The organism is Bradyrhizobium murdochi (assembly GCF_000472965.1).
Classification (GTDB): domain Bacteria; phylum Pseudomonadota; class Alphaproteobacteria; order Rhizobiales; family Xanthobacteraceae; genus Bradyrhizobium; species Bradyrhizobium murdochi.
Genome location: NZ_AXAU01000013.1, coordinates 20,911 through 38,879 on the forward strand (window position 1 = coordinate 20,911; position 17,969 = coordinate 38,879).

The 17,969-nt window shown below is 63.7% G+C and carries 17 protein-coding genes; 7 read left to right on the plus strand and 10 right to left on the minus strand.

Features of this window, described 5'->3' with window-relative positions:
• Positions 1-233: 233 nt before the first annotated feature.
• The 5 genes from YUO_RS0123045 to hemP all read right to left on the minus strand — a co-directional run bounded on the left by YUO_RS0123045 (position 234) and on the right by hemP (position 4,761).
• Positions 234-1,586, minus strand: a complete 1,353-nt coding sequence (locus YUO_RS0123045) for an esterase-like activity of phytase family protein (protein ID WP_028349401.1) — start codon at positions 1,584-1,586, stop codon at positions 234-236.
• Between the two features lie 113 nt (positions 1,587-1,699).
• Positions 1,700-2,500, minus strand: coding sequence for a heme ABC transporter ATP-binding protein (locus YUO_RS0123050; protein ID WP_028349402.1), 801 nt, complete (start codon positions 2,498-2,500; stop codon positions 1,700-1,702).
• Entirely contained in the window at positions 2,497-3,588 is a 1,092-nt protein-coding gene (locus YUO_RS0123055) for a FecCD family ABC transporter permease (protein ID WP_028349403.1), read from the minus strand. The genes YUO_RS0123050 and YUO_RS0123055 overlap by 4 nt, the downstream gene beginning before the upstream one ends.
• Positions 3,585-4,535 (minus strand): heme/hemin ABC transporter substrate-binding protein, encoded by a 951-nt coding sequence (locus YUO_RS0123060; RefSeq protein WP_028349404.1) that lies wholly within the window; start codon positions 4,533-4,535, stop codon positions 3,585-3,587. The genes YUO_RS0123055 and YUO_RS0123060 overlap by 4 nt, the downstream gene beginning before the upstream one ends.
• A gap of 19 nt (positions 4,536-4,554) precedes the next feature.
• Positions 4,555-4,761: a hemin uptake protein HemP gene (gene hemP / locus YUO_RS0123065; protein ID WP_028349405.1), complete on the minus strand. Its 207-nt coding sequence runs from the start codon at positions 4,759-4,761 to the stop codon at positions 4,555-4,557.
• A gap of 261 nt (positions 4,762-5,022) precedes the next feature.
• Here hemP and YUO_RS0123070 point away from each other — a divergent pair, with 261 nt between their 5' ends.
• From YUO_RS0123070 to YUO_RS0123095, 6 genes are all read left to right on the plus strand, one after another.
• Positions 5,023-7,392: a TonB-dependent hemoglobin/transferrin/lactoferrin family receptor gene (locus tag YUO_RS0123070; RefSeq protein WP_028349406.1), complete on the plus strand. Its 2,370-nt coding sequence runs from the start codon at positions 5,023-5,025 to the stop codon at positions 7,390-7,392.
• A gap of 134 nt (positions 7,393-7,526) precedes the next feature.
• Positions 7,527-7,862, plus strand: coding sequence for a heme-degrading protein HmuQ (gene hmuQ / locus YUO_RS0123075; RefSeq protein ID WP_028349407.1), 336 nt, complete (start codon positions 7,527-7,529; stop codon positions 7,860-7,862).
• Positions 7,863-7,875: 13 nt separating this feature from the next.
• The gene (gene hutX, locus YUO_RS0123080) at positions 7,876-8,391 is read left to right on the plus strand and encodes a heme utilization cystosolic carrier protein HutX (protein WP_028349408.1); all 516 of its coding nucleotides are present in this window, start codon (positions 7,876-7,878) and stop codon (positions 8,389-8,391) included.
• A 55-nt stretch (positions 8,392-8,446) separates the two neighbouring features.
• Positions 8,447-9,208 (plus strand): tonB-system energizer ExbB, encoded by a 762-nt coding sequence (exbB, locus tag YUO_RS0123085; protein WP_051379605.1) that lies wholly within the window; start codon positions 8,447-8,449, stop codon positions 9,206-9,208.
• Positions 9,209-9,226: 18 nt separating this feature from the next.
• Positions 9,227-9,670 (plus strand): TonB system transport protein ExbD, encoded by a 444-nt coding sequence (gene exbD, locus YUO_RS0123090; protein ID WP_028349410.1) that lies wholly within the window; start codon positions 9,227-9,229, stop codon positions 9,668-9,670.
• A gap of 4 nt (positions 9,671-9,674) precedes the next feature.
• Complete coding sequence (locus tag YUO_RS0123095; protein WP_028349411.1) at positions 9,675-10,508, plus strand: TonB family protein; 834 nt, start codon at positions 9,675-9,677, stop codon at positions 10,506-10,508.
• Here YUO_RS0123095 and YUO_RS0123100 read toward each other — a convergent pair whose 3' ends face one another.
• From YUO_RS0123100 to YUO_RS0123115, 4 genes are all read right to left on the minus strand, one after another.
• Positions 10,509-11,405 (minus strand): carbohydrate ABC transporter permease, encoded by an 897-nt coding sequence (locus YUO_RS0123100; RefSeq protein ID WP_028349412.1) that lies wholly within the window; start codon positions 11,403-11,405, stop codon positions 10,509-10,511. It lies immediately after the preceding gene.
• Entirely contained in the window at positions 11,398-12,354 is a 957-nt protein-coding gene (locus YUO_RS0123105) for a carbohydrate ABC transporter permease (protein ID WP_028349413.1), read from the minus strand. The genes YUO_RS0123100 and YUO_RS0123105 overlap by 8 nt, the downstream gene beginning before the upstream one ends.
• 128 nt (positions 12,355-12,482) lie before the next feature.
• The gene (locus tag YUO_RS0123110; RefSeq protein ID WP_028349414.1) at positions 12,483-13,829 is read right to left on the minus strand and encodes an ABC transporter substrate-binding protein; all 1,347 of its coding nucleotides are present in this window, start codon (positions 13,827-13,829) and stop codon (positions 12,483-12,485) included.
• Between the two features lie 72 nt (positions 13,830-13,901).
• Positions 13,902-14,945 carry a C-terminal binding protein gene (locus tag YUO_RS0123115; RefSeq protein ID WP_028349415.1) on the minus strand — a complete coding sequence of 348 codons (1,044 nt, stop codon included), beginning with the start codon at positions 14,943-14,945 and terminating at the stop codon, positions 13,902-13,904.
• Between the two features lie 252 nt (positions 14,946-15,197).
• On the opposite strand from YUO_RS0123115, the gene YUO_RS0123120 reads away from it, so the two are divergent.
• Positions 15,198-16,883 carry a methyl-accepting chemotaxis protein gene (locus YUO_RS0123120; protein ID WP_028349416.1) on the plus strand — a complete coding sequence of 562 codons (1,686 nt, stop codon included), beginning with the start codon at positions 15,198-15,200 and terminating at the stop codon, positions 16,881-16,883.
• Between the two features lie 119 nt (positions 16,884-17,002).
• Here YUO_RS0123120 and YUO_RS0123125 read toward each other — a convergent pair whose 3' ends face one another.
• The gene (locus tag YUO_RS0123125) at positions 17,003-17,929 is read right to left on the minus strand and encodes a Bug family tripartite tricarboxylate transporter substrate binding protein (RefSeq protein WP_430649558.1); all 927 of its coding nucleotides are present in this window, start codon (positions 17,927-17,929) and stop codon (positions 17,003-17,005) included.
• Positions 17,930-17,969 lie beyond the last annotated feature (40 nt).

The window sequence follows — 17,969 nt, forward strand, 5'->3', positions numbered from 1 at the left end:
AGCGCGGGCGGGATGAATTCGGTAACGTATTGCAGGCCCGCCAGCGAGCCGGTTACCTGGGGAAAAAAGTGCGAGCTGCTCGGTCAAACCGCCGTCCCCTGTGATGTCTGCATGCATCAGATATGGGGATGTCGCCCTCGGAATAAAGAGACGGAATCAGATGGGAAGCAAGCAATCCCTCCCGGCGGACGGGAAGGGACTGCCGGATGCGCGATCGAAAGAGATTTACGGCGTCACTTCGCCTTCAAGAACTCCCCCACTTCCAGCAGCACGAACTCGTTGTCGTCGGCCTTGTTGGGATCGCGGCTCGACGAGAAGGGCAGGTTGTTGTCGTTGCCGACGATGATATGCGTCTCGTCGACGCGATCGACGTTCTCGATGGTGAAGAACGGAAAGGTCAGCACGCCGCCGTTGAGCGGCTTGCGCGCCTTCTTGTCGGGATCCTTGATCTTCATCAGGTCGACATAGGCGACCTTGCGCACCGGCTTGCCGACATTGGCGTCGGAGAGCTCGATCTTGTAGACGCGCTTGAATTTGGCGAGATCCGCAAAACAGTTCTCGCCGCGCTGGCCGGCCGGGCAGGCCTTGTCGGCGGTGCCTTCGCCATTGTCGCGCTCGATGATCAGACCCTGCGATCCGTCGATCATGTTGAAGTCACCGATGGCGTGACCGTTCTGCTCGAACACATAGTGCCAATAGCGGCCGGTGAATTTTTCCGCCGCGACGTCGAATTCGAGGATCCGCGCGGCTTCCTTGCCGTCGACCTTTTCAACGTCCTTCTTCTCGGCATCCCACAGCGGGCCCTCGAGCAGGCCATAGAGGAACTTGCCGTCCTTCGAGCCGGCAAAACCTTCATAGCCCTTGGAGCGGCGCAAATTGACCGTTGTGTAGCTCGCGCCTGGAGCAGCCGGCGACTGCACCGACCAATGATCGGGCGAGCGCACCGGCTTGCCGTCGGCGGTGGTTTCGAACACCGCCAAGACCTTGCCGGTCTTGTCGGCCTTCAGCACATAGGGTCCGAACTCGTCGCCGATCCAAAAAGTGTCGCCGATGATCTGAAAACCTTCGGTGTCGAAGTCGGCGCCGGTGAGATAGCGCTTGGCGGTGTCTTCATGGAGGATGCGGAACGGCACCTTCTTGTCGGGATCGTGCAGGAAGACGGTTTCCTGCCGCTCGATCTTGCCGCTCGCCCAGTCGATCTTGTGCCGGTTCAGATACAGCATCGAGTCGGCCGAGTTGTAGCGCGAGCCCATGCCGTTGTCGGTGAGCACCCAGAACGAGCCGTCCGGCATCACCTTGATGCCGGAATGGCCCTGCAGCGGCTGGCCCTTGAACGGCAGCGAAACGCCGGTCGGGCGTTCGTAGGACTTGCCCATCACGGTGCCCGCAGTGTCGACGCGGCGGCCGGTGGTGTATTTGCCTGATGTCTTGAGATCGTCGGGCGCGTCAGCGGGCGCATCGATAAAGGTCTGCGCCGGCAGCACGGCGTGGGCCTTCAGCGTGGCGGGAAACTCGCCTTCACCTTGAGCGAAGGCGGCGCCGGCCAGAAACATGGACGCGACGGAGCAGAGCAATGACACGCGCATGGCGGATCTCCTGTAGATTGCGATGCGGTGTGTCTTGCGCAGCGGCTGTTACAGCCGGCTGACAGTTTTGTGAAAGCCGCGTAACGGCGTTGGATAAGGCTGCGGTCTCGGTGTTACTGCGCTGCAGCCGGCCGCATGGTCTGCGGCAACAGGAAGGGCACGCCGGCCTCGGTATAGTCGATCTTCACATCGACCTCAAATATCCGGCGGATGGTCTCCGCCGTGATCGCATCGCTGCGGCCGCCATCGACGGCGAGCCGACCGCGATGCAAGAGCACGATGCGGTCGGCGAAGCGCATGGCGAGATTGAGGTCGTGCAGCACGGCGATAACAGCCGTGCCGTTCTGCGCGCGCCGCTTCGCCGTTTCCACCAAGTCGATCTGGTGGCGCATGTCGAGGCTCGAGGTCGGCTCGTCCAGCAGCAAGAGGCCTGGCCCGTGCTGCGCCTCGCCGCAGGCGAGCTGCACCAGCACGCGGGCGAAATGCGCGCGCTGCTGTTCGCCGCCTGAGAGCGTCGGTAATTGCCGTTGGCTGAAATGCGCCAGATCGACCTCGCCGAGTGCCGCATCGACCAGCCGCTGCGCGGCGGCGCGGCCGGCATCGCCCGCGCCCATATGGACGATCTCCTCGACCGTGAACGGGAAGGTGACGTTGACATGCTGCGACAGCATCGCGCGGTGAAAAGCGAGAAGGCGCGGCGGATAGCTTTGGATGTCGCGCCGCTTCAGCCTGATCTGGCCGCGCGTCGGGCGGAGATCGCCGGACAGCATCCGCAGCAGCGTCGATTTGCCGGCGCCGTTGGGGCCGACGATCGCGACCATCTCGCCGGGGGCGACGCAAAGATCGATGCCATCGACCAGCGTGGCGCCACCAACGACCATTGAAACCGAATGTGCTTCGAGAATGGCGGTCATAGCGAAACCAGCCCGCGCTGGCGGAGCAGCATCGCCAGAAAGAACGGCGCACCGATCGCAGCCGTCAGGACGCCGATCGGCATTTCCGCGGGCGCCACGATGGTGCGGGCCAGCGTATCGGCGCCCACCAGCAGCACCGCGCCCAGCAGCATGGAAGTGGGCAACAGCAACCGGTGCGCCGGCCCGATCACCAGCCGCAACAGATGCGGCACCACGATGCCGATAAAGCCGACGACGCCGCAGACCGAAACCGCCACGCCCGTCATCGCCGATACCAGCACGATCGAAATCCGCTTCAGCCGTTCGACGTCGACGCCGCTATGGAATGCCTCGGCCTCGCCGAGCACCAGCACGTCGAGCCCACGCGCAATCGAGAGGCAGGCGATCGCGGCGCACCCCAGCACCGGCGCCAGCGTGGCGAGCTTGGGCCAGGTCGCGCCGCTCAGCGAGCCCAATAGCCAGAACGTGATGTCGCGCAACTGGCGATCGTCGGCGATGAACACGAGAAGGCCGATGCCGGCGTTCGCGATGGCAGCGATGGCAATGCCGGCCAGCAGGAAAATCGCGATCGAAGTTCGCCCGGAACGGCTCGCGATCGAATAAAGGATGACTGTGGTCGCGAGCGAACCGACAAAGGCCGCAATCGGCAGCAACTGATGCTGCATGAAGCGGAAGTTCTGGCCGATCTGGCTGTCGGTGAAGACGATCGCAGCCGCTGCCGCCAGCGCGCCGCCGGAGGAAACGCCGACCAGTGCGGGGTCGGCGAGGGGATTGCGAAAAAGCCCCTGCATGATGGCGCCCGATGCCGCGAGCAGCGCGCCGATCATCGCGGCCGCGCCGATCCGTGGAATCCGGATCGACCACAGCACGAGCTGGTCGCGTGCGAGACTGGGACCGGCCCCAGCGTCACCCCACAGGCCGAGTGCGGCCGGCAGTCGCGCCAGCGGAATTCCGGCAGCGCCTACCGTCAGCGCGATCAGCGCCGCACCGGCCAGCGCGCCGAACAGGCAGATGAGGGTCACGGAGGCTGGAGGGCGCAACGCGTATCCGCTGCGGCGCTTGGTGCTACCCTCGGTCAGAACGGTCATTTCCGGCAATCGGCGGTGAGTGCCGCAGGCTTGAATTTCTCGGCCTGCGGCGCCAGCGCCGGGTAGAGCTTGATCGAGAGATCGCGGGCGGCGGCCGCCGTGCGCGGCCCGAAGCCGAGCAGATAGAGGCCTTCCATCGAGATGAAGGCCTTGTTGGCCGCAGCCGGCGTCAGCGCGAAGGCCGGATGGACGTATACGGCTTCGGCGTCCAGCGAGTCCTTGCTGCGCTGGATCGAGAGCACGACGTCGGGCTTCGCCGCGACGATCGCCTCGTCGTTGATGGGTTTGTAGCCTTCGTAGCCGTCGATAGCGTTGATGCCGCCGGCGAGCGCGATGATTTCGTTCGCCGCAGTGTTCTTTCCGGCGGCCATCGCCCGGCCGTTCAACAGCGACATCACAAACATCACGCGCACCGGCTTCGTCACCTTGGCGCGCAGCTCGCGCAGTTGCGCCAGATCGTCCGACACCGCCGCGGTCAGGCATTCGGCCCGCTTGTCCGCGTCCATGGCGTGGCCGACCAGCTTGATCTTGTCGAGCAGGCCTGCTTCCGAAAACGTGTCCGGCACCAGCACCAGCGGCACCTTGGCGGCTTCCAGCACGTCGATGGTTTCCTTCGGCCCGGACCCTTGCGCCGCCAGCACCAGGGAGGGGTTGAGCCCGAGCACGCCCTCGGCCGAAAGCTGGCGCATGTAGCCGACATCCGGCTTCTCGCGCGCCGCGGCCGGATAGAGGCTGGTCGAGTCGACGCCGACGAGACGGTCCTCGAAACCGAGCGCATAGAGAATTTCCGTGATCGCGCCGCCGATCGAGACGATCCGCGCGGGGTCTGCGATCGTGACGTCGCGATTACGGGCATCATGCACCGTAACGCCCGCAGCGAGCGCGACGCCGCCGAGCAGGAAACAGCCCACGGCGGCCGACACTGTGAGCGTGCGACAAACTGTCATTTCCGGTTCACCAGGTAGGTCACTTCGTCAGGATCAGCTTGTTCTGCGACGTCAGCCGCAGACGGTAATGCTCCTCGCCATGCGCGATGATGATTTCGCGCTCGGTGGCGAACAGTTCGCGGCTGTCGATCCGGTTGCCGCTGATGGCAAGCGATCTGGCTGCGGAAGCGGGATTGCCGGCTTGTGTCCGGGCCGCTCCGAGCTTGTCTCCTGTTGTCGCGGACATTTTGTGTTTTTGGTGCCCCGAAAAATTCAATCGACCCACGCATGTATAATTGGGCGGAGCCGCAATCCAACCGCTGCACTTTACAATTGATATAAAGTGCCTATTGCGGTTCTTGACCGCCCGGGAACCGCCACGTAACCAAGCATGATGCGATGTTGGCACAATGCCTGCATCGTGAATGTGGCAGCCAGCAAGCAGCTCGCAAGTTACGCGCAGCGCCCGCCAGCCAGACCCAAAAGAGCAGATATCGGGACTGGGTGTATGGCTGACGGGGCTAGGATTTCGCGCGCCCTATTGTTGGGCGCGTCGGTGTTTTCAATTGCATTGCTGGTCGGGGAAGCCGGCAACGCGCAGACGGCGGGTACGCAGGCCGCAAACGGCGCGTCCGAGCGGCAGAAGCAGTCGCGGCGCAAGCCGGCGAAGCCGCCGCAGGAGCAGCAGGCAACGGCGCCGGCGATGAATGCGCGGGCGCAGATTGGCAGCACGGCGGTGCAGTCGCTCGATACCCTTACGGTCGTGGCGTCGAAGACCGAGGAGCGCGCCATCGACGCGCTGGCGCCGGTCAGCGTGGTGACGCTCGAGCAGATTCAGGGCCTGCAGCCGAACCGGTTGTCCGACATCTTTTACAATGTGCCCGGCGTGTCGTTCCAGGAGCGCGGTGACGATCCCTCGACCGTCATCAACATTCGCGGCTTGCAGGATTTCGGCCGCGTCGCTGTCGTCGTCGACGGAGCGCGGCAGAACTACCAGCGCACCGGCCACAACGCCAACGGCTCGTTCTTCCTCGATCCCGAACTGGTCGGCGGCGTCGACATCGTGCGCGGACCAACGGCGAACATCTACGGCTCCGGCGCGATCGGTGGCGTGGTCTCGTTCCGCACCAAGGACATCGACGACGTGGTGCGCCCGGGTGAGCGCTGGGGCGTCGATATGACGGGCTCTGGCGGTACTAACAACGCTCGCGGCCTCGGCTCCATCTTCGGTGGCGTGCGCGCGGATCCCAACGTCGACGTCTTCGGCGGCGCGGTCTACCGCACGCAAGGCAACTACAAGGACGGCAACGGCACCGAGATCGGCAACACCGGCAACGAGATCGCGGCCGGCCTGATGAAGCTCACGGTGCGGCCGGCCGACGGCCACGAGATCAAGCTCGGCGGCATCTTCCAGGACTACCAATACAATATCGGCCAGTTCAATCGCGGGCCGGTGCTGACTGCGGCGCAACGCGCGCTATTCCAGGGCTCGTCGGTCTATGCGTCCGACGCCAAGAACTACACGGGAACGCTGACTTGGAAGTACAGCAGGCCGGACGACAATCTCTGGGACTGGAATCTGTCGCTCTACGGCAACCGCACTGACAATGACCAGACCAAGATCTATCACAACAGCGCTACCGCCGCTGGCGCAGCCTTTTGCGGCAATGGCAGCTTCGGCAATAACATCTCGGGCTGCGTCGGCGACAAGCGGGGCTATGTGCTCGATACGCTCGGGATCGACGTCAACAATACGACGAGGTTCAATGTCGGCGATTGGCGCAACGCGGTCACGTTCGGCGTCGATGCGTTTCAGGATGACGTGAAAACCTTCGACAGCCGCGGCAATTCCAATATCACCACGCCGAGCGGCCTACGGACCGTTTCCGGCGGGTTCGCCCAGTTGAAGCAGAATTACTCGACCTGGTTCGAGGCCGTCAGCGCAATCCGTTACGACCGCTACGATCTGCATTCGCCGACGGTGGCGACCGGCGGAGGCGGCGACCGCTTCTCGCCGAAGATCACCATCGGTGTGACGCCGGTGGCGGGCTTTACGCCCTACGCCAGCTATGCCGAAGGCTACCGAGCGCCCGCGATCACCGAGACGCTGATCGCCGGCGCGCATGCTACCGGCGGCGGACCTCCGCTATTCCCGTGCCCGGGCGGCACCGCCGGCTTGTTCTGCTTCCTGTCCAACCCAAACCTGAGGCCCGAGGTCGGCAAGAACAAGGAAGTCGGTGTTAACCTCAAGTACAACGATGTGTTCACGGCTGGCGACAGCTTACGCGGCAAGTTCAACGTCTTCCGTAATGACGTCGATGGCTATATCGACCTCGTCGCATCGACCCCGAGGTCACCCATCCTGGTCCCGGCCCCCGGCCTGTTCAGCCAGTTCTACCAGTATCAGAACATCGCCCATGCCCGTATCGAGGGCTTTGAGGCTGAGACGATGTACGATGCCGGCCTGTGGTATGTCGGCGTCGCCGGCCACCTGATCCGCGGCAAGAACGTCGCGACCAATATTGGGCTGGCGACCATCACGCCACGCAAGATCACCACGACCGGCGGCGTTCGGCTGCTCGACCGCAGGCTGATCCTGGCAGCGCAATGGTCCTCGTTCGGTCCCAACAACGATGTGCCGGCCGGCTATCTGCCTGCAACCGGCTATGAGTTGGTCAATTTGTACCTTACCTGGAACGCGACGAAGGACATTGTTTTCACGGCGTCGATCGACAATCTCTTGAACCAGTACTATCGGCCCTATGCCATCCCCGGCAGTTCCACTGACGGCACCAACCAAAACGATGTGCTGTGGTCCAGTCCAGGACCGGGCAGGGTGTACAAGGCCGGATTGAAGATTCACTTTGGCGGAGTGTAGTTCCACGAGCTGACAAGCCATAAGTTGCACCGGGCCGCGCTGATGCTCCAGCGCGGCTTCGGCGCGTTCATGCTTTTAACCAACTCAAACGGTACGCCAGGCACACCCCAGCAACTAAGCCAAGGAGATTTCAAATGTTTATCGCGATGAACCGGTTCCAGGTGAAGATTGGCTCTGAAGCGGCCTTCGAGAATGTCTGGCGCTCGCGCGAGTCCTATCTCAGCAACATGGCCGGCTTCGTCGAGTTTCACCTGCTCAAGGGGCCCGTTGCCGAGGATCACACGGTGTATTCGTCGCATACGGTCTGGGTCGACAAGGCCGCGTTCGAAGCCTGGACCAAATCGGAAGAGTTCCGCCGCGCGCATGCCCGCGCCGACAACAAGACCGGCGAAAGCCTCTACCTCGGCCATCCCAAGTTCGAAGGATTCGAGGTGATCCTGAGCGAGCGCAAATCCAGCGCCGCCGCTTGACGGGGAGGGTACCATGCTGAGCACGGACCTTGCCGATCTCAAGGCGCATATGGCGGAGAATCCGGGTGCGGTGATCGAGGATGTGGCGCGGCAGCGCAAGGTCACGCCGCGCGCCGTGCTCGAAGCACTGCCTGACACGATGGTGCGTTTCGGTTCTGGCAGCGAATTCACCGCCGCGATGAACGACGTCGCGCAATGGGGTGAGGTGACGCTGATCGTCCACACCGACGATGCGATCTTCGAGTTCACCGGCGCCATCCCAGTGGGCGAGGTGGGCCGCGGTTACTTCAACCTGATGCAACCGAAGGGACTGCACGGCCATCTCCGGCACGAGCGCTGCGGAGCCATCGCTTTTGTCGAGCGGCCCTTCATGGGCAAGTCGTCGGCCTTCATCGCGTTCATCAATGTCGACGGCGGCATCATGTTCAAGGTGTTTGTCGGCCGCGACGAGCAGCGTGCGCTGCGCGGCGACCAGTTGCAGCGCTTTCATGCGTTGGCGGAAAGGATCGCGTCCGCGCACGCGACGTAACCGATCCGCATTGTCAGCCCGGGAGACGATCATGCAGCGAGCGATGCTGAACGTTATGATCCGTTGGTGCGCCGTTGTCGGAGTGGCCGGAATGCCGGGCGCGGCGCTCGCCGCCACCGATGTCGCGCTGCTGCCGCGCAACCTGTCGCCGTGGAACATGTTCGTGAATGCGGACGTGGTGGTGCAGGCGGTCATGGTGGGCTTGGCCTTCGCCTCTTTGGTGACGTGGACGATCTGGTTGGCGAAAACCATCGAGATCCGCCGTAAGACCGCGACCGCCAAACGACGCCTCAGCCTCTTGGAAACCGATACGGTGCTGGCCAAGGCCGAGCAGGAAACCCGAGGCGGCAACGATGCGGTGGCACAGATCATTCAGTCCGCTGCCCGCGAGGCCAGTCTCTCCGGCGGGCATTTCGACGACGGCCTCAAGGAGCGGGTCGCGCTGCGGCTGGAGCGGGTCGAGGCGGCGATGTCCAGGCAGATCGCCCGCGGCACCGGCGTGCTCGCCACCATCGGCGCCACCGCGCCATTCGTCGGCCTGTTCGGTACAGTCTGGGGCATCATGAATTCCTTCATCGGCATTTCCGAAGCCAAGACCACCAATCTCGCGGTGGTCGCGCCCGGCATTGCGGAGGCATTGCTCGCGACCGCGCTCGGTCTGGTCGCGGCGATCCCGGCGGTCGTGATCTACAACCATCTCACCCGCACGATTTCAGCCCATCGTGCCCTGCTCGGCGATGCCTCGGCGCTGGTGCTGCTCCTGATCAGCCGCGAGGGCGACCGTGGTTCGTTCCGCCTGGCGCGCGCCGCCGAGTGAGCTAACGGAGTATGAGCGATGGGCGCCAAACTAGGTAGCGTGGTCGGCGGACGCGCGCGTGGCGGCAGCGACGATCTTGCCGAGAATCACGAGATCAACGTCACGCCGTTCATCGACGTAATGCTGGTGCTGCTGATCATCTTCATGGTCGCAGCCCCGCTCGCAACTGTCGATCTCGGCGTCGATCTGCCGGCCAGCGCGGTCGAGCCGTCGCCGCGTCCGGACAAGCCGGTGTTCGTCACCGTGAAGCCGGACCTGTCGGTCGCGGTCGGCGAGGATGTCGTTGCGCGTGATGCGCTGACCTCTACGCTCGATAGCGCCACGCAGGGGAAAAAGGACGAGCGGATCTTTCTGCGCGCCGACAAGGCGGTTAGCTATGGCGACCTGATGGAGGTGATGAACCTTTTGCGCAACGCCGGCTATCTCAAGATCGCGCTGGTCGGCCTCGACAGCCGAAGCTAAGGCTATGAACGCGTTCGCGCTCCACGATGTCTCCGACCAGGTCGCCGTCCGGCGCTGGGGAGCATCGGCATTTGCGATCGTGGCGGCGCATGCCGCGCTGATCGGCGTGGCGATAAACTGGACTACGCAGCGGCCCACGCCTGGCGTCTCGATGCCGGCAATCATGGTCGACATGGCGCCGGTCTCTTCCGCGCCGCAGCCGACACCGATGGATCTCGCGCCGGGACCGGTGATGCAGCAGGCCGACGCGTCGCCACCGCCCGAGACCGCGCAGCAGGAGGTCGTGCCGGAACAGATTGCGCCGACACCACCACAGGAGAAACCGGAGGTCGTCGCGCCGCCGGAGCAGAAAACCGAGCCAACCCCGTCGAAACCGGAGCCTGCCAAGGTCGAGCCCGAGAAAAAGCCGTCACCGGTGAAGCCGAAGGTGGTTCGCGCGGAAGCGAAAAAGCCGAGCGATGCCCCGCCTGCGCCGCGTACTACGGCTTCCCCCAAGGCCGAGCGCCAGGCGCCGGCCGCGTCGGCCGCCAGTACCGGTGCTTCCGCTGCGGCTATTGCTTCCTACAACCAGCTCGTCCTCGCCCACCTGCGCCGCTTCAGGCAATACCCGCCCGAGGCCAAGGCCGCCGGCAAGCAGGGTGTTGGTCGGGTGAATTTCACCCTAAGTCGCAGCGGTCAGGTGATGGCAAGCAAACTAGTCGGATCAACCGGCCATGCGGCGCTCGATGCGGAGAGTCTGGCAACGCTCCGTCGGGCGCAGCCATTCCCGCCGTTTCCGTCCGACATGAAGCAGGCTTCGATGAGTTTCACCATGCCGGTGTCGTTTGAGCGTCGTTAGTTACTCCTTCACCGCGCCCGTCAGCGACGACACGTAATAATCCACGAACAGCGAATAAAACAGCGCGACCGGCAGCGAGCCGAGCAGCGAGCCTGCCATCAGCGCGCCCCACTGGTAGACGTCGCCGGTGACGAGCTCCGTCAGGATCGCGACCGGCACCGTCTTGTTAGCGCCGCTCTGGATGAAGGCGAGTGCGTAGATGAACTCGTTCCACGACAGCGTGAAGGAGAAGATGCCGGCCGAGATCAGGCCGGGCACCGCGAGCGGCAGCGTGATCCGTCGCAGGATCTGCAGCCTGGTGGCGCCATCGACCAGCGCGCATTCCTCGAGCTCATAGGGGATCGACTTGAAATAGCCGATCAATAGCCAGGTGCAGAACGGCACCAGGAAGGTCGGATACACCAGGATCAGCGCCATCGGCGAGTCGAACAGGCCGAACTGCACGATCACGGTGGCGAGCGGAATGAACAGGATCGAGGGCGGCACCAGATAGGCGAGATAGATGCCGAGGCCCACATAGGGGCTGCCGCGGAAGCGCAAGCGCTCGATCGCGTAAGCCGCGAGCGTCGAAGCGAACAGCGACAGGAAGGTGGAGCCGATCGCCACGAACATCGTGGTCTTGAGCCAGGTCGGATAGGCGGTGTCGAACAAGAGATGCTTGATGTGCGCCAGCGTCGGCGAGGAGATCCAGAACGGATTGTGCTGCTTGAAGTTCAAGAGCTCCGCGTTCGGCTTGAACGCGGTGATCGCCATCCAGTAGAACGGGAACAGCAGGATCAGCACGAAGCAGGCCAGCGGCAGGTAGATCATCATCACCCGCCGTGCGCGGGAATCCCACGCCATGGTGTCCGGCGTGGCGCTGGCGGCGTTGGTGGATTGGGCAGCTACGTCAGTCATTGGCTTCTCCCTGCTGCCATTTGCGGCGCGCCAGGCCGAAGTAGCTGAACAACGTCGCGAACACGAGGAACGGGATCATCGAGACCGCGATCGCTGCACCCTCGCCAAGCTCGCCGCCGGCGATGCCGCGCTGGAACGCCAGCGTCGCCAGCAGGTGCGTGGAATTGACCGGACCGCCACGGGTGATGGCATAGACGAGCTGGAAGTCAGTAAAAGTGAAGATGATCGAGAACGTCATCACGATCGCCAGAATCGGCATCATCATCGGCAAGGTGATGTAGCGGAAGCGCTGCCAGGCGGTGGCGCCGTCCAGCATCGCAGCTTCATAGAGCGAGGGCGAGATGGTCTGCAGGCCCGCGAGAAGCGAGATCGCGACGAAGGGAATGCCGCGCCAGATGTTGGCTGCGATCAGCGAGAAGCGCGCCGGCCACGGCGTGCCGAGGAAGTCGATGTTGGTCGAGCGGATATGCAGCACGTCGACCAAGAGATAGGAGATGATCGAGAACTGCGGATCGTAGATCCACCAGAACGCCAGCGCCGACAGCACCGTCGGCACGATCCACGGCAACAGCACGATGGCGCGGAGCAGGCTCTTGAGTGGAAAGTGGTTGTTGAGCAGGAGCGCCAGCCAGAAGCCGAGCGCGAATTTTCCGATGGTCGCGATGCCCGTGTAGAAGACGCTGTAGAATACCGCGTTCCACCACAGGGAATCCTTCAGCAGATACTGGAAGTTCTCCAGGCCAATGTAGATGCCGCGCTGGCCGATCGTGGTGTCGGTGAAGGCAAGCCAGACGCCGAGACCGAGCGGGTAGGTGAGGAATACCGTGAGCAGCCCGATCGCCGGCGCAAGGCACATCACGATCAGGAACGGCTTGTAGTCGAACAGGCGCGCGATCCAGTTCGATTGCCGGAGCGCCACGCCGCGCGAGGGTAGAGTGGTTACAGACATTGAATGCGTCCAACGTCGTCATTGCGAGGAGCGAAGCGACGAAGCAATCCATCCTCCTTTGTGGCGCTATGGATTGCTTCGCTTCGCTCGCAATGACGGCTTGATCCAGATGTGTCGTTTGGTAGTCGTCACCGTCCCTGCCGCCGGAAATACCGCTTCGCACGCTGCTCCGCCTCCGCGGCGGCGGCCTCCGGCGTCTGGGCACCTGTCGCGACCGCGGCGCACATCTGGATCAGCACGTAGTCGGCGCTGACCGCACCGGTTGCGGTCGAAATCGGCCCCTTGTAGCCATCGTAGTAGGTGCTCTGCATGGTGTTCTTGAAGATCGAGACCTTGGGGTCGCTGGACCAGACCGCGGCGTCGGTATAGGCGGCAAGCGGCTGCGACCAGTAGCCGGAGTTGGCGTTGAGCCACGGCTCGTACTGTTCCTTTTCCATCATGAATTGCAGGAACGCTTTTGCGGCATTCGGATAGGGGCTGTGCTTGAACAGCATCGCGTTCAGCGTCAGGCCGGCCATCGGCGAGACCTTGGCGAGGCCCTTCGGCAGCAGTTGATGCTCGCTGTCCTCGGCAATCGCCTTGGTCGCCTGATCGTTCTTCAGCGAGAAGTACAGCGAGACGCCGTTGGCGGTCAGCGAGATTTCCTGCGAGGAGTAGGCGCGGTTGTTGCTGACGTCGTTCCACGATGACGTGCCGGCGATGAAGGTCGGGTACAGTGCCTTGACCCACTTCAGCGCTTCGATGGTCTCCTTGCTGTTGATGATGATATTACCCTCTTCATCGAGCAGCGAAGCGTTGTGCGACCACAGCGCCCAGTTGGCAAAACCGTTGCCGTCGCCCTTGGCGTTGCCCAGCGCGAAGCCGGCCGGCTTGCCGGCCTTGTGCAGCTTCTGGCACAGGTCGAGAATTCCGGCATGGTCCTCAGGAACTTTGTCGAAGCCGACCGATTGCAGCACCGACTTGCGGTAGATCAGCGGGCCGGCGGTGGCGCCGAACGGCAATCCGATCCATTTGTCGCTCTTGCTGCGCTTGCCGTACGTCTGCGCCAGCGGCAGCCAGCCGCCGTAGCGCTTGCCGAGATAATCAGTGACGTCGTTCAGTTCGACCAGCTTGTCGACATAGATGTGCGGCGCATCGGAGAAGCCGATGATGATATCCGGGCCGGCGCCGGAATTCGAGGTCACCGCAGTCTGCTGGCTGATGTCTTCCCAGCCGACGAAGTCGACCTTGACCTCGATGCCGGTGTCCTTGGTGAACTTGGCCGCGTTGGCGCGGAACACGTCCTCGTCGGCTTGCACGAAGCGCACCGGGCGCAGCATGCGCAAGGATGCGCCTTTTTCGATTGCGAACTTGGGGGGCGGGACGTCGGCGGCTTTGATTGGTGATGTGGTCTGCGCCGATGCGCCGGTCACGGCCAGAGCCGCTGCCGAAGCGCCCAAAGCCAACGCATCGCGACGGGTGATGTCGTTCCTCATGGTGCTCTCCCTGTATCGGCTCCCGGCGTTGAATCGCCGGTGAACCCTGTCGTTCGAAACGCTCTCGCCGTGTTAGCTGTTGGGCCCTCGATCCATGCTGACGGGTTGCCAGCGGCGGAGCGAGGTGTTTTGCAGCACCGACGGATTGACACAGCTTACCGGCCACATGCCGGACAAGACCAGTGACAATTCGTAGCCCACGCGGCGCTTGCGCGCCTCGTCAAAACGTGCCGAGGCCGACGCCACATGGGCGGTCAAGGTGACGTTTTCCATCGAGAGCAGCGGATTGTTGTGCGACGGCGGCTCCTTTTCCAGCACGTCGAGGGCGGCATGGGCAATCCAGCCCTCCTGCAGCGCCTTGATCAGCGCTTCCTCGTCCACGGTGGCGCCGCGGCCGGTATTGATGAAGATGGCGGAATTTTTCATCTGGCGGAAATGCTTCTCGGTCAGCATGTGATGCACCTCGGGCCGGGCGGGCGCATGCATCGAGACGAAGTCCGACTGCTGCAGCACCTCCGACAGCGTCGCCGGGATCACGCCGTGGTCGTACATCAGCGTTTCCTGGATGAACGGGTCATAGGCCATCATGCGCAGGCCGAAAGGGGCGGCGCGCTTGGCAACGGCGCGGGCCACCCGGCCGAACGAGATGAAGCCGAGTGTCTGGCCCATCAGCCGCGGGATCTTCAACAGCGCAGGCCGGCCCTCGGACCAGCGGCCGCTGCGCGCCATATTGTCCTGCTCGACCAGCCGCCGAAAGCCCGCCAGCAGCAGCATCATGGCGTGGTCGGCGACCTCCTCGATGAAGGTGTCGGGAATGTTGGTGACGGGAATGCCGCGGGCGGTGGCGGCCTTGACGTCGACACTGTCGACACCGACGCTGCCGAGCGTGATCACCTTGCAGTTCTCCAGCGCGTCGATGACGGCTTTGGTAATCGGCATGCCCTTGGCGTAAATCGCGTCCGCGGTTTTTGCGGCGGCGATGAAGTCCGCCTCGTTGGCCGGCGCCTCAATGATTTCGGCCCCGATCGGATCGAGCGCTTCCATCTCATAGTCATAGCCGCCGCCGGCGACCGTGAAGCTCGCGCCCTTCGGCGTCACCACCCTGAATTTCGGCATTTCCTGCTCCCGATTTTATTTTCGGTGTTGGTTTGAGGCGGCGGGCGCCGCCACTTTCATCGTTGACGTACTTTCACCTTTTACGCGACTTGACTTGCTTCTGCTACAATCGCCGGTTGCCGCTTGGTCGGCAGCACCGCTTTCTGCCGGATTTCCGCGGGCCTTCGTAACAAAGCGCTAAAGGGTCTCACGATATTGTGCGCCGAATCAATCGGCCAATCGCGTGCCACGCGCCTATTTCCGGAGATCCCCGTGAAGCTGACCAATCTCAAGATCACCCCCAAACTCGGCATTCTGGTGGGCGTGACCCTGCTTGGCCTCTGCGCCGCCGGTGCGCTCGCGGGCTATTTGATGCAGCGTGAGATGCTCAATGCGCGGATCGAGCAGACCAAGGCGATCGTCGACATGGCGCGCAACATGGCGCTCGGCCTGCAGAAGCAGGTTGCCGCCGGCCAGATGACCAAGGAGGCGGCGATTGCCGAATTCAGCAAACGCGGCAATACGCTGACCTTCGACAATGGCAATGGCTACGTATTCGCCTACACGATGGATGGCGTCGCTGTGCTGGCCCCGGTTCCCAGCCAGATCGGCCAGAACCGCATGGACATCGACACCGGTGGCCGAAAGCTGGTGCGTGAGCTGCGCGATGGCATCGCGGCGAACGGCGAAATCATGCTGCGCTATGAATTCCGCAAACCCGGACAAGACGAGTTGATCCGCAAATTCTCCTACGCGGTTCCGATCCCCGGCTGGAACATGTTCGTCGGCACCGGCGCCTATCTCGACGACCTCGACGCCAAGATGAAGCCGATCGCGGCAGTGCTCGGGTTTGCCATTCTCGGCATCGCGCTGGTTGCCGGCAGCATCGCCTGGATGATCGGCCGCAGTATCAGTAAGCCGCTCGGTCAGCTCGGCGCCCGCATGCAGGACCTCGCCGAGGGCCGGCTCGACGGTGAAATTCCCGGCATCGGCCGCGGCGACGAGATCGGCGCGATGGCCGCGACCGTGCAGATCTTCAAGGACAACGCGGTGCGCATCCGCGGGCTCGAGCAGAAGGAAGCCGAGGTGCAGGCGCGCGCCGAGGCCGAACGGCGGGCGGCGATGGAAAGCATCGCCAACGACTTCGAACGCAGCGTGACCGGCATCGTCCGCTCGGTTTCGACGGCGGCCGCCGGCATGCAGAGCACGGCGCAATCCATGACCACGACCGCCAGCGACGCCAGCGCACGCGCGGCGACCGTCGGCGCGGCATCGCAGCGTTCGTCCGACAATGTCGGCACGGTGGCATCCGCCGCCGAAGAGCTCTCCAGTTCGGTTACTGAAATTTCCCGGCAGGTGACGCGCTCCAGCGAGATCGCCGCCAAGGCGGTCAGCGACGCCGAGCGCACCAATGCCACCGTCGGCGCGCTCTCGACCGGCGCCGAGAAGATCGGCGAAGTGGTCAAGCTGATCCACTCGATCGCTGCCCAAACCAATCTGCTCGCGCTGAATGCCACCATCGAAGCGGCGCGCGCCGGCGATTCCGGGCGCGGCTTTGCGGTGGTGGCGTCGGAAGTGAAGGCGCTCGCCAACCAGACCGCGAAGGCGACCGAGGAAATCTCCGCGCAGGTCGCGGCCATGCAGGCGTCCACCAGCGAAGCCGTGGCGTCGATCGGCGGCATCTCTGAGACCATCGCGCAGATGAGCGAGATCACCGTCTCGATCTCGACCGCCGTCGAGCAGCAGGGCGGCGCCACCCGCGAAATCGCCCGCAACATCCAGTCGGTGGCGGCCGGATCGAACGAGATCTCGGCCCATATCGGCGGCGTCACCACCGCTGCGGCCGCAACTGGCAAGGCAGCATCCGAAGTACTGGCGAGCGCCCGTGAGCTCGACACCCAGTCCGGCATGCTGCGCAGCGCAGTGGACGAGTTCTTGGGCAAGGTGCGCGTGGCGTAGCCGATAATGTGTAGGGTGGGCAAAGGCGCATCGCGCCGTGCCCACCATCTATCAACGAGACATGGCGTGAATGGTGGGCACGCTTCGCTTTGCCCACCCTACGCACCTCCGGCGCGGCCCTACTGCTTCTCGATCCCCGCGGCCGTGATCAGCTTCTCCCACACCACGAGCTGCTCCTTCACGAAGGCGTCGAACTCTTCCGGCGTGCCGGAGAATGCTTCCATGCCGCGCTCGGCGAGTTGGCTCTTGATGTCGGGCCGCTCGACCACTTTGCGGATCTCCGCGTTCAGCCTTGTCACGATATCCTTCGGCAGGTTGGCCGGACCGAAATAGCCCTGCCACGAGGTGATATCAAAACCCTTAACCGTATCGTCCATGGTCGGCAGATCGGGCAGCAGCGCCGAGCGCTTCTTGGTCGTCACCGCCAGCGCCTTCAGCGCCTTGGCGTTGACGTGCGGCAGGCCGGTCGGCACGTCGATGAACATCATGGAGACGCGGCTGGCGATCAGGTCGGTCAGCGCCGGCGGCGAGCTCTTGTAGGGAACGTGCAGCAAGTCGATGCCGGCGAGGCGGGCGAAGGTCGCGCCCGCGACGATGGCCGCCGAGCTGCCGCTGGCATAGGTGTATTTGCCCGGCTCCTTCTTGGCGAGCGCGATCAGTTCGGCCACGGAGTTGGCCGGAACGTCCGGGTTGATCACCAGCATGAAGGGCAGGTCGCCGGTGCGCGCGATCGGCGTGAAATCCTTGATCGGATCGTAGGTCATGTTCTTCAAAAGATACGGATTGGCCGAATGCGACGTGTTGGTCGTCACGAACAGCGTGTAGCCGTCGGGCGCCGAGCGCGCGACATAGCTCGCCGCGATCGAGCCGTTGGCGCCCGCCTTGTTCTCGATCACCATGCCGGCGCCGAGCGCGGTGCCGAGCTCCTTCGAAATGATGCGCGTGGTGGTATCGGTGCCGCTGCCGGCCGCAAACGGCAGCACCAGCGTGATGTTGCGGTTCGGGTAGGGCGCCTGCGCGGCAGCCGTGGCGATCATCGCCAGCATCAGGGGAGCCGCTGTGGCGACGGGCCGATACCGCTTCAAT

Excerpts from the sequence above, each read along its gene's own strand:
- YUO_RS0123100 (WP_028349412.1), bottom strand. The coding sequence starts at position 11,405 with ATGACTGACGTAGCTGCCCAATCCACCAACGCCGCCAGCGCCACGCCG.
- YUO_RS0123115 (WP_028349415.1), bottom strand. The coding sequence starts at position 14,945 with ATGCCGAAATTCAGGGTGGTGACGCCGAAGGGCGCGAGCTTCACGGTC.
- YUO_RS0123125 (WP_430649558.1), bottom strand. The coding sequence starts at position 17,929 with ATGCTGGCGATGATCGCCACGGCTGCCGCGCAGGCGCCCTACCCGAAC.
- exbB (WP_051379605.1), top strand. The coding sequence starts at position 8,447 with ATGATCCGTTGGTGCGCCGTTGTCGGAGTGGCCGGAATGCCGGGCGCG.
- hmuQ (WP_028349407.1), top strand. The coding sequence starts at position 7,527 with ATGTTTATCGCGATGAACCGGTTCCAGGTGAAGATTGGCTCTGAAGCG.
- YUO_RS0123105 (WP_028349413.1), bottom strand. The coding sequence starts at position 12,354 with ATGTCTGTAACCACTCTACCCTCGCGCGGCGTGGCGCTCCGGCAATCG.
- exbD (WP_028349410.1), top strand. The coding sequence starts at position 9,227 with ATGGGCGCCAAACTAGGTAGCGTGGTCGGCGGACGCGCGCGTGGCGGC.
- YUO_RS0123110 (WP_028349414.1), bottom strand. The coding sequence starts at position 13,829 with ATGAGGAACGACATCACCCGTCGCGATGCGTTGGCTTTGGGCGCTTCG.
- YUO_RS0123060 (WP_028349404.1), bottom strand. The coding sequence starts at position 4,535 with ATGACAGTTTGTCGCACGCTCACAGTGTCGGCCGCCGTGGGCTGTTTC.
- YUO_RS0123055 (WP_028349403.1), bottom strand. The coding sequence starts at position 3,588 with ATGACCGTTCTGACCGAGGGTAGCACCAAGCGCCGCAGCGGATACGCG.
- YUO_RS0123050 (WP_028349402.1), bottom strand. The coding sequence starts at position 2,500 with ATGACCGCCATTCTCGAAGCACATTCGGTTTCAATGGTCGTTGGTGGC.
- YUO_RS0123070 (WP_028349406.1), top strand. The coding sequence starts at position 5,023 with ATGGCTGACGGGGCTAGGATTTCGCGCGCCCTATTGTTGGGCGCGTCG.
- YUO_RS0123045 (WP_028349401.1), bottom strand. The coding sequence starts at position 1,586 with ATGCGCGTGTCATTGCTCTGCTCCGTCGCGTCCATGTTTCTGGCCGGC.
- hutX (WP_028349408.1), top strand. The coding sequence starts at position 7,876 with ATGCTGAGCACGGACCTTGCCGATCTCAAGGCGCATATGGCGGAGAAT.
- YUO_RS0123095 (WP_028349411.1), top strand. The coding sequence starts at position 9,675 with ATGAACGCGTTCGCGCTCCACGATGTCTCCGACCAGGTCGCCGTCCGG.
- hemP (WP_028349405.1), bottom strand. The coding sequence starts at position 4,761 with ATGTCCGCGACAACAGGAGACAAGCTCGGAGCGGCCCGGACACAAGCC.